The 13,319-nt window shown below is 68.4% G+C and carries 12 protein-coding genes; 5 read left to right on the top strand and 7 right to left on the bottom strand.

Annotated elements, in window-relative coordinates; translation table 11 throughout:
* The 4 genes from MKK84_RS07820 (at window position 1) to MKK84_RS07805 (ending at window position 6,251) form a co-directional block, all read left to right on the top strand.
* Window positions 1–405 carry a CsbD family protein gene (locus MKK84_RS07820; protein ID WP_243918384.1) on the top strand — a complete coding sequence of 135 codons (405 nt, stop codon included), beginning with the start codon at window positions 1–3 and terminating at the stop codon, window positions 403–405.
* Between the two features lie 213 nt (window positions 406–618).
* Complete coding sequence (ahcY, locus tag MKK84_RS07815; protein ID WP_243918382.1) at window positions 619–2,019, top strand: adenosylhomocysteinase; 1,401 nt, start codon at window positions 619–621, stop codon at window positions 2,017–2,019.
* A 370-nt stretch (window positions 2,020–2,389) separates the two neighbouring features.
* Entirely contained in the window at window positions 2,390–4,939 is a 2,550-nt protein-coding gene (locus MKK84_RS07810) for a PAS domain-containing sensor histidine kinase (protein ID WP_243918381.1), read from the top strand.
* Window positions 4,940–5,018: 79 nt separating this feature from the next.
* Window positions 5,019–6,251, top strand: a complete 1,233-nt coding sequence (locus MKK84_RS07805) for an MFS transporter (protein ID WP_243918379.1) — start codon at window positions 5,019–5,021, stop codon at window positions 6,249–6,251.
* A gap of 143 nt (window positions 6,252–6,394) precedes the next feature.
* Here the strand turns inward: MKK84_RS07805 and tolB are convergent, their stop codons facing one another.
* The 4 genes from tolB to tolQ all read right to left on the bottom strand — a co-directional run bounded on the left by tolB (window position 6,395) and on the right by tolQ (window position 10,372).
* Window positions 6,395–7,732: a Tol-Pal system beta propeller repeat protein TolB gene (tolB, locus tag MKK84_RS07800; RefSeq protein WP_243918377.1), complete on the bottom strand. Its 1,338-nt coding sequence runs from the start codon at window positions 7,730–7,732 to the stop codon at window positions 6,395–6,397.
* A gap of 68 nt (window positions 7,733–7,800) precedes the next feature.
* A complete protein-coding gene (gene tolA, locus MKK84_RS07795; protein WP_243918376.1) occupies window positions 7,801–9,177 on the bottom strand; it encodes a cell envelope integrity protein TolA in 1,377 nt (458 codons plus the stop codon).
* Between the two features lie 10 nt (window positions 9,178–9,187).
* A complete protein-coding gene (locus MKK84_RS07790; RefSeq protein WP_243918374.1) occupies window positions 9,188–9,631 on the bottom strand; it encodes an ExbD/TolR family protein in 444 nt (147 codons plus the stop codon).
* A gap of 24 nt (window positions 9,632–9,655) precedes the next feature.
* The gene (tolQ, locus tag MKK84_RS07785) at window positions 9,656–10,372 is read right to left on the bottom strand and encodes a protein TolQ (RefSeq protein ID WP_091713126.1); all 717 of its coding nucleotides are present in this window, start codon (window positions 10,370–10,372) and stop codon (window positions 9,656–9,658) included.
* A 309-nt stretch (window positions 10,373–10,681) separates the two neighbouring features.
* Here tolQ and MKK84_RS07780 point away from each other — a divergent pair, with 309 nt between their 5' ends.
* Entirely contained in the window at window positions 10,682–11,470 is a 789-nt protein-coding gene (locus MKK84_RS07780) for an HpcH/HpaI aldolase family protein (RefSeq protein ID WP_243918372.1), read from the top strand.
* A gap of 3 nt (window positions 11,471–11,473) precedes the next feature.
* On the opposite strand, the gene ybgC is transcribed toward MKK84_RS07780, so the two are convergent.
* The 3 genes from ybgC to MKK84_RS07765 all read right to left on the bottom strand — a co-directional run.
* A complete protein-coding gene (ybgC, locus tag MKK84_RS07775; protein WP_243918370.1) occupies window positions 11,474–11,920 on the bottom strand; it encodes a tol-pal system-associated acyl-CoA thioesterase in 447 nt (148 codons plus the stop codon).
* Between the two features lie 97 nt (window positions 11,921–12,017).
* On the bottom strand, window positions 12,018–12,740 hold the full coding sequence (locus MKK84_RS07770; protein ID WP_243918368.1) for a DUF4142 domain-containing protein: 723 nt from the start codon (window positions 12,738–12,740) through the stop codon (window positions 12,018–12,020).
* 377 nt (window positions 12,741–13,117) lie between these two features.
* Window positions 13,118–13,319: Holliday junction DNA helicase RuvB C-terminal domain-containing protein (locus tag MKK84_RS07765; RefSeq protein WP_279599413.1), on the bottom strand; the 202-nt coding region annotated here is incomplete at its 5' end.

The following is a 13,319-nucleotide window of genomic DNA, read 5'->3' as shown; positions in this document are numbered from 1 at the left end:
ATGAACAAGGATCATCTCGAAGGCGGTCTCCGCCACCTGGGTGGGCGGGTCAAGACGGCTGCCGGCGCGGTCGGCGGTAAACCGGGACGCCAGTTCGAGGGCGCTTACGACCAGGCCGCCGGCGCCGCCCAATACGCCTACGGCGAAGCCCGGGACGCCGTGCGCGATCTGCGCGACGGCGGCGAGCATCTCGTCGAAGAGGGCCGGACCCGGTTCCGCGACGTCAGCGCACGCGGCCGGGATCTGGCCGACGAGGCCTTCGAGCGCGGGCAGCACTACCGGGACCGCGCCGTCCACCACAGCCGCAGCATCGCGGCACGCGCGGACGAGAATCGCGGCACGACCCTCGCCCTCGTGGCCGCCGTCGCGTTCGCGGTCGGCTGGCTGGCTCGCCCGACCCGCTAAAGGCACTGGACTCGTGGAGCTGCCGGGGCGGCCAAGCTGCCGCCTCGGCTTTAACGCCTTGCGGTTAAGCGCTCTCCTGCGCCGAACCGGTGACCACTTCGGCGGCGAACTCTCTAGAACGTATAAAGACATGTTTATATCTTGATTGCTTCGCGGCTCGCGAGGTGGTAGAGGCTCGCGCCGAACCCCACGCGAACACGGAGCGGTCGACACATGGCCAAGGATTACATCGTCAAGGACATCGGGCTGGCCGATTACGGTCGCAAGGAGATCTCGATCGCCGAGACGGAGATGCCGGGCCTGATGGCGGTCCGCGAGGAGTACGGTTCTGCGCAGCCCCTGAAGGGCGCCAAGATCGCCGGCTCGCTCCACATGACGATCCAGACCGCGGTGCTGATCGAGACCCTGAAGGCGCTCGGCGCCGACATCCGCTGGGTCTCCTGCAACATCTATTCGACCCAGGACCATGCCGCCGCCGCCATCGCGGCCGCCGGCATCCCGGTCTTCGCCGTGAAGGGCGAGACCCTGGAGGAGTACTGGGATTACACCTCGCGCCTGTTCGACTGGCATGACGGCGGCCTGCCGAACATGATCCTGGACGACGGCGGCGACGCCACCATGTTCGTCCACCTCGGCCTGCGCGCCGAGAACGGCGACACCGCCTTCCTCGACAAGCCGGAGAGCGAGGAAGAGGAGGTCTTCTTCGCGCTGCTCAAGAAGAAGCTGGCCGAGAAGCCGAAGGGCTGGTTCGCCGGCCTCGCCGACAGCATCAAGGGCGTCTCCGAGGAGACCACCACGGGCGTCCACCGCCTCTACGTGCTGGCCAAGGAGGGCAAGCTGCTCTTCCCGGCGATCAACGTGAACGACTCGGTCACCAAGTCGAAGTTCGACAACCTCTACGGCTGCAAGGAGTCGCTGGTCGACGGCATCCGCCGCGGCACCGACGTGATGATGGCCGGCAAGGTCGCCATGGTCGCCGGCTTCGGTGACGTCGGCAAGGGCTCGGCCGCGTCCCTGCGCAACGCCGGCTGCCGTGTGCTCGTGTCGGAGATCGACCCGATCTGCGCGCTTCAGGCCGCCATGGAGGGCTACGAAGTCGTGACCATGGAGGATGCGGCCCCGCGCGCCGACATCTTCGTCACCGCCACGGGCAACAAGGACATCATCACCCTCGACCACATGCGGGCGATGAAGGACCGGGCGATCGTCTGCAACATCGGCCACTTCGACAACGAGATTCAGGTCGTCGGCCTGAAGAACCTCAAGTGGTCCAACATCAAGCCGCAGGTGGACGAGATCACCTTCGCGGACGGCCACCGCATCATCCTCCTGTCGGAGGGGCGTCTGGTGAACCTCGGCAACGCGACGGGCCACCCGTCCTTCGTGATGTCGGCCTCGTTCACCAACCAGACGCTGGCTCAGATCGAGCTGTGGTCCAACCCGGGCAAGTACCAGAAGCAGGTCTACACCCTGCCCAAGACCCTCGACGAGAAGGTCGCGGCCCTGCACCTGGAGAAGATCGGCGTGAAGCTCTCGAAGCTGCGCCCCGATCAGGCCGCCTATATCGGCGTCTCCGAGACCGGCCCGTTCAAGCCCGAGCACTACCGCTACTGAGGCTCCGAAGGGCGCCCGGACGCGCCCGACCACCGGTTGTATATCCGGTGGTCGGGCCACGTTTGGAGCTCATTCATGGCTATCCCTGAAGGCCCGGCGCGCTGCGTCGGGCCTTCTTGTTTGTCAAGCTGTGTATGCGGGTTGGGACTGTGTCTTCTGTGTGTCGTTAACGACTGATTATGCGCGTCGGTCAAAAGCCACGCTTCGTTCCCCTTCCGGGTGGATTCCTACGCACGGTAGAGTGACGTCGAATCTTTGATCGATGGGGCCGCGCCGGTTCGGGAGAACCGCCGCGGGGACGGTGCGTTTGGCGCCGCGCGATGGCGCGCGCCGCTCGCATCGCCGTCGGTAGGCGGGGGCGGGGCAAACCATGGGTGTCGGTCGGGCGGCCCACATTCGAATCGGCGTGGGTGCGCTCGCTCTCACAACGGCGAGCGCGGCTCTGGCCGAGCTCGTCGATGCGCCCGCGGCCCATTCCGCGCGCGAGATCCACAGCGTGGCCGCGCTGGCGATCTTCGGCGGCCTGGTCGCCTTCGCGGTCATCCTGTCCCTGCTGCACCTCTATGAGCGCAACCGCTGGACCCGGCGCGAGCGTGAACTGGCCGCGGCTCTCGACGTCCTGCGCGGCGCCCATGACCGCGCCGAAATGCTGCTCAACGCCGAGCGCCAGATCATCGTCACCTGGGACCGGCGCAGCGAACCGGTGGTGGAAGGCGATGTCAGCCTCGCGATCAACGGTGAGCGTCCGGCCTCAGGCTATGCCCGGCGCGTCCTGGCCTTCGGCACCTGGCTCGTCACTGCGGACGCCAATGCGGTCGAGGCCGCCGTCGAGGCCTTGCGGGCACGCGGCACGGGCTTCACGCTGAGCCTGCGGACGCAGACCGGCCGCAGCATCGAGGCGCACGGGCAGGCGGTGGCCGGCCGGGCTCTCCTGCGCCTGCGCGAGACGAGCCAGGAACGCAGCGAGATCGCGGACCTGCGCGCCACCTTGGACGAGACCCGCCGGGGGCTCTCGACGCTGTCCGGGCTGCTTGATGCGATCCCACAGCCCGTGTGGCGGCGGACCCGCGAGGGCAGCCTGAGCTGGGTCAACGCCGCCTACGTCAATGCCGTCGAGGCGGAGAGCCGCGAGGCCGCCCTCGATTCCGGCCTGGAGCTGTTCGACCGGCCGGCCCGGGAGACCATCGCCCGCGAGGAGGCGGCGCGCGCCGCCGGCCTGACCCGGAGCCTGCCGCGGCTCTCGGCCATCGTGGGTGGGAACCGGCGCATGCTCGACGTGTTCGAGACCAGCCTCGATACCGGCCGCGTCGGTATCGCCATCGACGTGTCGGAACTGGAGAGCGTCCGCGCCGACCTGCAGCGGCAGATGAATGCCAACGTCCGCACCCTCGACCAGCTGCCGACCGCGGTGGCGATGTTCGACGTGTCGCAGCGGCTAATCTTTCACAACGCCGCGTATCGCCAGTTGTGGGACCTCGATCAGGCGTTCCTAGACGGCCGGCCCTCCGACGGCGAGATCCTCGATCATCTGCGCGCGAAGCGGAAGCTCGAGGAGCATGCCGATTTCCGGGGCTGGAAGCAGGGTGTGCTCGCCGCTTACCGCGCCGCGGAGGCCAACCAGTCGTGGTGGTACCTGCCCGACGGGCGGACGCTCCGCGTCGTGGCGGATCCGAACCCGCAGGGCGGCCTGACCTACCTGTTCGACGACGTCTCCGACCATCTGAACGCCGAATCCCGCTACAACGCCCTGCGCCGCCTGCAGGCCGAAACCCTCGACACCCTGGCCGAGCCGGTCGCGGTGTTCGGGGCCGACGGAAGGCTGACCCTCGCCAACCGCGCCTTCCTGACCGTGTGGCAGCTCGACCCCGCGATGGTCGAGGAGCGTCCGCACGTCGATGCCGTCATCGCGGCCTGCCGGGAACTGGCGCCCGCCGAGGAGCCGTGGCTCGACATCCGCGACGCCGTGGTAGGCCTCGAATCGCGGACCGCCCGGGCCTGCCGTCTGGAAGTGGCCGACGGCTCTGTGCTGGACTGCGCGGCCCAGCCGCTGCCGGAGGGCGCGACGCTCCTGACCCTTATCGACGTCACCGCCAGTGTGAACGTCGAGCGGGCGCTCACCGAGAAGAACGACGCCCTGGAGAAGGCCGCTCAGCTGCGCGACACCTTCGTGCACCACGTCTCCTACGAGCTGCGCTCGCCGCTCACCAACATCATCGGCTTCACGCAGCTCCTGGGCGACGAGACGGTCGGCGCCCTCAATGAGCGGCAGCGCGAATACGCCGATCACATCATGCGCTCCTCCGCTGCGCTCCTCGTCATCATCAACGATATTCTCGATCTCGCCTCGATCGATGCCGGCTCGCTGGAGCTTCAGCGCGAGGACGTGGACGTTCAGGCCACCATCGAGGCGGCCGTGCGCGGCATCGAAGACCGGCTCGCCGAATCGCGCATCACCCTCTCCCTCGACGTGCCCGAGGATATCGGCAGCGTGCACGCCGACGGGAAACGCGTCCGCCAGATCCTGTTCAATCTGCTCTCGAACGCGGTCGGCTTCTCGGAGGCCGGGCAACGCGTGGAGGTCCATGCCCGCCGTAGCGGCCAGGATCTGCTGCTGAGCGTACGGGATTACGGACGCGGCATGCCCCAGGAGATCGCCGACTCGGTCTTCAACCGGTTCGAGAGCCATACCCTCGGCACCCGGCATCGGGGTGTCGGGCTCGGCCTGTCGATCGTCCGCTCCTTCGTGGAGCTGCATGGGGGCCGCGTTCATCTGGAGACGGCGACCGGAGCCGGCACCTGCGTGACCTGCACCTTTCCGCTGGATCCAGCCGCCCGGTCGCGCCGCGAGCCGATCCTGGATGTCCTACCCCCCGCCACGCCGGCAACGGCCCCGCGAAAGCCCGGGCTGGCGCTGCATTAGGCGTTACGGTCGGCGCAAAAGCCGACGCCGGCCCGACCGTCAGGCTTGATTCTTCAGCCCGTGCCGCGCAGCAGGGGGCATGTCCAAACAGGATCGCTCCGGCTGGGCCGTCTTCGGCATCGGCGATTTCCGCCTGTTCGGGGCGGCCCGCTTCCTCACGGGCCTCGCCTACCAGATGCAGGCGGTGGCGATCGGCTGGTTCGTCTACGACCTGACCCATTCCCCCATGGCGCTGGGCCTCGTCGGCCTGGCAGGCTTCCTGCCGGCGATCGTCTGCGCGTTGATCACCGGGCATGTCGCGGATGCCTATGACCGCCGCTTGGTCGGCGCCGGGGCCTTCGCGCTCCAGTGCGTGGCGAGCTTCGGCCTCCTGGCCTGCGCCCTGTCGGGCGTCCACGTGATCTGGCCGATCTACGCCCTGGTGATTCTGGTCGGGACCGCCCGAGCCTTCGCCAACCCGGCCCTGCAGGCGCTGCTGCCGACCCTGGTTCCGGCGACTCAGTTCAGCTCGGCCATCGCGTGGAACGCCTCGCTCTGGCAGAGCGCCTCGGTGATGGGGCCGGCTTTGGGCGGCTTCCTTTACGCCCTCGGGCCGGCGGTCGTGTTCGGCGGAGCGGGGGCGAGTTTTGCGCTTGCGAGCGTCCTGACGGCGCTGATCCGCTTCCGCCCGGCAGCCGTGACCGAGCGTCCGCCGATCTCCTGGGCGGCCCTCTCGGCCGGGATCGGCTATATTCGCTCGCAGCCGGTGGTGCTGGGTGCGATCAGCCTCGACCTGTTCACCGTTCTCCTCGGCGGCGCGACCGCGCTGCTGCCGATCTATGCCGGGGAGGTGCTGCATGTCGGCCCCCTCGGGCTCGGGGCATTGCGCAGCATGCCGGCCTTCGGGGCCGTCACCATGGCGGTGCTGCTGGCAAACTATCCCCTTCGGCGCCATGCGGGCCTGCGCATGCTCCGGGCGGCGGCCATGTTCGGTGCTGCCACGGTGGTGTTCGGTCTCTCCACCTCGCTCCCCCTGTCGATGGCCTGCCTGTTCGTCACCGGCGCCGCCGACATGATCTCAGTCTATGTCCGCCAGACCTTCGTGCAGGGCGAGACACCGGACGCCATGCGCGGCCGGGTCGCGGCGGTGAACACAGTGTTCATCGGCGCCTCGAACGAACTCGGCGAGTTCGAATCCGGGGTGCTGGCCGCCGCAATCGGGGCAGTCCCGGCGGTGGTGGCGGGCGGCGCCGCGACGGTCGGCGTCGCGCTGCTGTGGGGGAAGCTGTTTCCGGCGCTCCGGAACCGCGATCGGCTCTTGGTGCAGGGCTGAAGGCGATTATCCCTCAGCAGCCGCGTTCGACGCGCGGGAGGGATAATCTCAATCCGATCAATATCTTCGTCCTGACGGCGCGCTGGCAATCTTGATGCTGCTCGGCGATTGAGGCCCGGCTTACACGCCGGGCCCCGCTATCGTCAGCGCCCGCCGAGCAGCGGCGACCACGTCGGGTCCGACGCATAGGCCGGCGTCGGGACCGGCTGCTCGACCTTGCCGGTGATATCGACCATGAACAGCTTGCCGCCGCCCTGGCCGCCGGGATCGCGGAAGAACAGCACGTACTGGCCGTTCGGCGCGAAGGTCGGGCCCTCGTTGTGGAAGCCCTCGGTGAGGACGCGCTCGCCGGTGCCGTCCGGCTTCGACACGCAGATCGCGAAGCCGCCGTTGCGCTGGCGCGTGTAGGCGATCAGGTCGCCGCGGGGCGAGAAGGCCGGCTGCGAGGCCGAGCCCGAACCGAAGGTGATTCGGTGCGGGTTCGAGCCGTCCGCGCCCATGACGTAGACCTGCTGGGAGCCGCCACGATCGGACTCGAACGCGATCTGGGCGCCGTCCGGCGAGTATGTCGGCGAGGTGTCGATCGCCATGCCGCTCGTGATTGAGCGCTGGGCCTTCGAGGCGAGGTCCATGGTGACGATGTCGGCGTTGCCGCCCTGCTGAACGCTCATGACGATCTTGCGGCCGTCCGGCGAGAAGCGCGGGCTCGCACTCATCGAATCGACGCTGCCGAGCGCCTGCCGCGAGCCCGTCTCCAGGTTGATCATCTGCACCCGCGGCTGGTGGCCGGTGGCCTGCGCCATGAAGGCGATGTCCTGGGTGGCCGGCGAGTAGCGCGGCGCCACCACCGACATCTCGCCGCTGGTGATCGCCCGGACGTTGGCGCCGTCCTGATCCATCACCATCAGGCGCTTGCGGCGGTTCTCCTTGGGGCCGGTCTCGTCCACGAAGGCGATTCGGCTGTCGAACCAGGGCCCGAGGCCGGTGATCTTGGTGTAGACCGCGTCCGAGATCAGGTGGCCGGTGCGCCGGACATTGGCGGCGTCGGTGCCGTATTGCTGGCCGGTCATCTGCTGGCCGGAGGTCACATCCCAGAGCCGGAACTCGACCTTGACCCGGCCGGCGTCCCGGACGACGCGGCCGGTCACGAGACCCTGGACGCCGGTGGCACGCCACTTCTCGAAATTCGGGGCGGCATCGAAGTTCGGCTGCTCGGGAAAGCGCGCATGCTCGAGCGGCGTGAAATACCCTGAGCGGCGCAGGTTGTTGGTGACCACGCCGGAGACGAGGCCGGCGAGGCTCGGATCGCCGCCGAAATCCGCGATGGCGATCGGCATCGGCTGGAAGTTGCCGCCGCCGATGCGCAGTTGCAGCTGCGCCTGGGCGGGCCCGGCCAGGAAAGCCGTCAGCAACGCGAAGACCGCGATCAGGCGCGCGGCGAAGGACGTCGGGAGGCGCCCGACGGAGGGCAGGTGATGCATGATGGGTCGGATCCGAGTGACGATCTGACGAGGCGGCCGGATCAGGGCGGAAGAAGGGCTGGAGGGCCTCAAGTCGCTGTGAACTCGAACTCCGCGTTGATGGCCTTCCAGTCGTTGTAATACGGCGCGTAGGTGGCCGGAATGTTGTACGGCGCGCAGCGGCGGACCGCCCGGAGCGCGGCCTGCGCGATCGACTGATCCACCGAACTCGATCCGCCGCGCATGATCCGCGGCTCGGTGCTGAGCGAGCCGTTCGGGTTCAGGCGGATGTCGAGCACCGGCAGGACCACCCCCTGGGCTGCGCCGGGGGGCGCCGAGTAGCAGCGCTCGATCTGCTGCTGGAGCAGGCCGACCAGGGCGTCCCGCAGCGACGGCGACAGGCGCTGGGCATTGCCGGTCGCGGCACCGAGCGCCGCCACCTTCTGAACCGCCTGGCCGGTGGCGCCGGTCGATTGCGACGGCGCCTTCGAGGCCAGCATCGAGCGGATGTCGCCCGCATTGAACTTGTTGGCGAGTTCGGCCTGCTTGCGCGCCTTGGCCTCCCCGTCGGCCTTGGCCTTCGCGTCCGCCACCGCCTTGGCCTTCGCCTTGGCGGCAGCATCCGCCTTCGCCGCAGCTTCGGCCTTCGCAGCCTCCGCCTTGGCTTTCGCGGCGGCCTCCGCCTTCTCGCGCTCGGCCTCGGCCTTCGCCTCTGCGAGGTCTTTCTGGCGTTCGGCTTCCGCCTCGGCCTTCGCCTTGGCGTCCGCAGCCTTCCTGGCGGCTTCCTTCGCGGCTTCGGCCTTGGCCGCAGCCTCGGCCTTTGCCTTCGCGGCAGCGGCCTTCTGGGCAGCCAATTCGGCCTCCGCCTCCTGCTTCTCGATCAGCTTCTCAAGCTGCTCGCGCTTCTCGGCCTCGGCCTTCTCGGCGGCCTCCGCCTTGGCTTTCGCTTCGGCCTTGGCCTCCGCCTTAGCGGCCGCAGCCTTCTCGGCCGAGGCTTTCTCGGCCGCAGCCTTGGCGGCTTTCTCGGCCGCCTTTTCCGCGGCCTTCTCGGCGGCGGCCTTCTCGGCGTCCCGCTTCTCCTGGGCCGCCTTGGCGGCCTGGGCCACCTCCTGCGGGTCCGGCTCGCTGCGCAGCGGCATCTCCTCCGCGTTGGCGAGCTTCATCTGGGCCGTGCGCGTGGGCGCGGTCGGCGCGTCGGTCTTGGCGTTCTCGGGCTCGCGATCCTCGACCTTCTCGGCCTTGCGGTCGGCGCGGGAGGTCGCGTTCGGCATCGGCTTGTCGGCCTGCCGCTCGCCCTTGGTGATCTCGGAGAATTGGTTCTCGGTGATCACCTCGACGGGCACGCCCTCCTGCGCCTCCGGCAGGGCCGGGGCGGCGACGCTGAACAGGGCGAGCCCGAGCAGCGCGACATGGGTGCCGGCGGAGATCCAGACACCCGGTTCCTTGCGGTCGAAGCGGAACTCCACGATCCAGGCCCTACTGATGCTCAGGCTCGGTCACGAGGGCGACCTTCTTGAAGCCACCACCGGTCACGATCGCCATCACCTGCGCCACCCGGCCGTAATCGACCCGCTTGTCGCCGCGTACGAAGACACGCTCCTCGGTCCCGGTCTTGGCGGTTTCCATCAGCTTCGGCACGATCGTGTCGTCGGTGAGTTCGTCCTCGCCGAGGAAGATCTGGCCGTTCTGGCGGATCGACAGGGTGATCGGCTTCACGTCGGAATTGAGCGGCGAGGCCTTGGATTGCGGCAGGTCCAGCGGCACGCCGACCGTCATCATCGGTGCGGCGACCATGAAGATGATCAGGAGCACCAACACGACGTCGATGAACGGCGTCATGTTGATCTCGTTGATCGGGCCGCCGCGGCGGCTCCGGCGACGGCGCTTGCCGCCCTGCGATGCGCCTGCTGCCATACCCATAATCGTGTCTCCTCCGGATCGGCCTCAGGCGGCGAGCGGCAGACGCTCGTCGATCTGGCGGGACAGGATGGCGGAGAACTCGTCGGCGAAGCCCTCCAGCCGCGACTGCAGCTTGGCGACCTCGGCCTGGAGCTTGTTGTAGGCGAGCACCGCCGGGATCGCGGCAAACAGGCCGATGGCAGTGGCGAACAGCGCCTCGGCGATGCCGGGGGCGACGACGGCCAGCGACGTGTTCTTGGAGGCCGCGATCGAGGTGAACGCGGTCATGATGCCCCAGACCGTGCCGAACAGGCCGATATACGGACCCGCGGAGCCGATCGAGGCGAGGAACAGAAGGCGGGACTCGAGCCGCTCCACCTCGCGGTGGATGGTGACGTCGAGCTGCTTCTCGATGCGCTGCGACAGGGACTGGATCTGGCGGCCCGATCCCTCGAACGAGCGCTTCCACTCCCGCATGGCGGCGACGAAGACGGCGGCCAAACCGGTGGCCGGGCGGTCGTTGAACGAACGGAACAGCTCTTCAAGCGAGCGGCCGGACCAGAACGCATCCTCGAATGCATCCATCTCGGCCCGGGTGCGGCGGAACAGCAGCGTCTTGTCGACGATGATCGACCAGCACCAGATCGAGGCGCTGAGCAGCCCGATCATCACGATCTTCACGACGAAGTGGGCCTGCAGGAACAGACCGAGCAGCGTCATGTCGGCGACAGGCGCGGCCTGCATCGCGTCGGCTGGGTTCATCTGTCGAGGTCTCCTGCTCCGGACCGCGCTGCGCCGGGCGAGGCCCGCGTCCGCCGGATCCGTGAGCGATATCAACGCTGTCGCCCGCGAATCTGTCGAAAGTAAGGGCCATCGGCGGCCCCCGGCGCCCCGCCATGGCAACGGCCTTGTTAAGGGCGCGACAGGGTTAAGGATCGGTTTCGATCCCGGCGATCCTGCGGCGTCCGGCTGTTCGAACCGGGGCGGGGTGGACCTGCCGGAACCCGGTCCCGTATGGTCGCAGCCGGCGACACCGAGTCGCGCATCACGCGAGATCTGCACAGGAAGCGCATGACACTTCCCGTTCCCAGTCTTCAGGAGCTGCTGCCCACGGGCCATGCCCGGTTCCTCGGATGGTCCTGCATTGCCGACCCCGCCATCGCGGGCGCTTTGGCGCGGGCCGGATTCGACGCCGTCCTGCTCGATCAGCAACACGGGGCCTACGATTACCGAACAAGCTGTGCGGCGATCACCGAGGTGGCGCTCGCCGGCAAGCCCGCCTTGGTGCGGGTGCCGGTCGGCGATTTCGCCATGGTGTCGCGGATGCTCGACGCGGGTGCGGCCGGGATCGTCGCGCCGATGATCAACACGGCGGCGCAGGCGGAGGCGCTGGCCGCAGCCGCCAAGTTTCCGCCGGTCGGTCAGCGCAGCTGGGGCCCGGACCGGGCGATCCTGCTATCCGGACTGCGGGACGGGACGGAGTATCTCGCGGGCGGCAATGCACGCGCGCTCACCATCGCCATGTGTGAGACGGCGGAGTCGATCGCCGCCCTCGAATCGATCCTGGCGGTGCCGGGCATCGACGGGATCCTGGTCGGGCCCGCCGACCTCTCGATCGCCCTGTCCCGGGGCGCGGCCATCGACCCGACGGGTTCGGCCGTCACGGCGGCACTCGGCGAAATCGTCCGCAGGACTTTGGCGGCGGGCAAGCTGCCCTGCGCCTTCGCGCCTTCGGCCGCCCGCGCGCGCGAGATGGTGGCGATGGGCTTCCAGCTCGTGTCGATCGCGTACGACTCGATGACCATCGCGGAGGCTTTCGCGCGGCTGCTGCGCGAGGCTGATCCGTCCCGGGCGGGCTGAGACCTATCTGGCGGGGCCGAGCCGGCGCCGCAGAGCTTCCGGCAGGCGGACGGCGCGGCCGTCGCGGACACAGGCAACCGTAACCTCGGCGGCGACCAGCAGCACGTCGCCCCGGCGCACCTCCTGGGCGAGCTGCATTGAGGCGCCGCGCAGGGTTCGCGTGCGGGTGACGACGGTCAGCAGATCGTCCATCCGGGCCGGGCTGACGAAATCGAGGCTCATCCGGCGGACGACGAAGACGAGGCCCTGCGCCTCCCGGTGCAGGTCGGACTGGTCGCCGGCAAGGTCGCGGAGCAGCTCCGTGCGGCCGCGTTCCAGAAATCGCAGGTAGCTCGCGTGATAGACGAAGCCCGAGAAATCGGTGTCTTCGTAGTAGACGCGGACGCTCATGCGATGTGGCGGCGCGTCCGCCGCCTCGGGATCGCCGGTCGCAGGCAAGGGTTCGGTCATGCCCGTCCTTTAGCGGCCGTCAGCACGCGCGTGCAACGCGACGAAGGCCGCCCCGGGGGGACGGCCTTCGCGTACTTCAGAGCGTGAGTGCGTTCGATCAGCCGCCGATGCGATTGGCGAGGGTCGCCGAATGCGCATGCTCGTCGGCGATGTAGGGCAGCGCCTCGTTGGCGAACTTGCGGCCCTGGGCGTTGTCGCCCGACTTCGCGTAGGCGTCGTAGAGCGCCAAGGTCTGAGCGTCGGAGCGGGCCTGCTGATCGACATAGGTCCGATCGAAGGCGCGGCCGTTCGGAGCCGACTGCAGCCGCGCGAGGCGGGCCTGACCGCGCTCGCCGAGCGCCACGCGGCGACCCGGCTCGGCGGGGCTGTTGTCGATGATGCCGACTGCGCCCAGCGCGCCACCAACGATGCTGGTGCCAATGTTCGCGGCCACCGTCACCGGCGCCAGCACGAGGCCGATCGGGTTGCTCAGATCGGTCCGGATGCCCTGGTTGTCGGAGACGACACTGCCGTTGCGCGACAAGGACGTGTTCGGCGGCAGCAGGGCGTCGGTGGTCGCCTTGCGCTCGACCAGAACGCGGTTGGCATAGTTGCGGACCTGCGGGTTACGCGACCGCTGCAGGGCGATCCGGCTCGCCTCAATGCTGGCGGCGTCCGAGCGCAGGGCCTCGGCGCGGAAGGCCGGGGTCTCGGTGGCGGCGGCGCCGACGCCGTCCTGCTGGGCGAAGGGCAGCACGCGGATCGGCAGCGCGTCCTGCGCGAAGGCCGGTGCGGTGAAGGCGGCGGAAAGGCCGAGGACGGCGAGCGTCATTCTCTTCATGGCGGAAGTTAATCCCTGACGTTGTTCTTGATGCTCGAAGATCTGCCGCGAACCGAGGGGCAGGGCCCTGAATGCGACAACCTAGCCGGCACCAAACCAAGTTGGCGCGGTCGCCACCACAACAGGTGCGTCTTCGCCCTGTTCCATGCCGAAACGAAATTTTTCGCGGCTCATCGGCGCGAACGCTTGTTTCCAAGCTTGGCTATACAGATGAAAACCTGAGACTAAAATCGAAGCCCGGACAGTATGTTATCGATTTTTGCGACGGAATAGGGACGGCGATTGCCTTGGTTATTCCGATGTCATCGCCCATGAAGCGATTGAATTGCTGACCTGAACGAAGCGCATGGGTCATCACTCGGACGTGTTCAGTGGTCTTATCCTTCGAAAAGACGGGACTGATCATTTTGATCCTTCCCGGGTACGGCCAGCCCCATATGCTTATAGGCGTGCCGGGTGAGCACCCGCCCGCGGGGGGTGCGCTGCACGAAGCCGCGCTGGATCAGGTACGGCTCGATGATGTCCTCGATCGCGTCCCGCGGCTCCGACAAGGCCGCCCCGATCGTCTCGATCCCCACA

It is taken from the genome of Methylobacterium sp. E-065 (assembly GCF_022829605.1).
In the GTDB taxonomy this organism is placed as follows: domain Bacteria; phylum Pseudomonadota; class Alphaproteobacteria; order Rhizobiales; family Beijerinckiaceae; genus Methylobacterium.
This window is presented reverse-complemented; position numbering and strand designations above follow the sequence as displayed.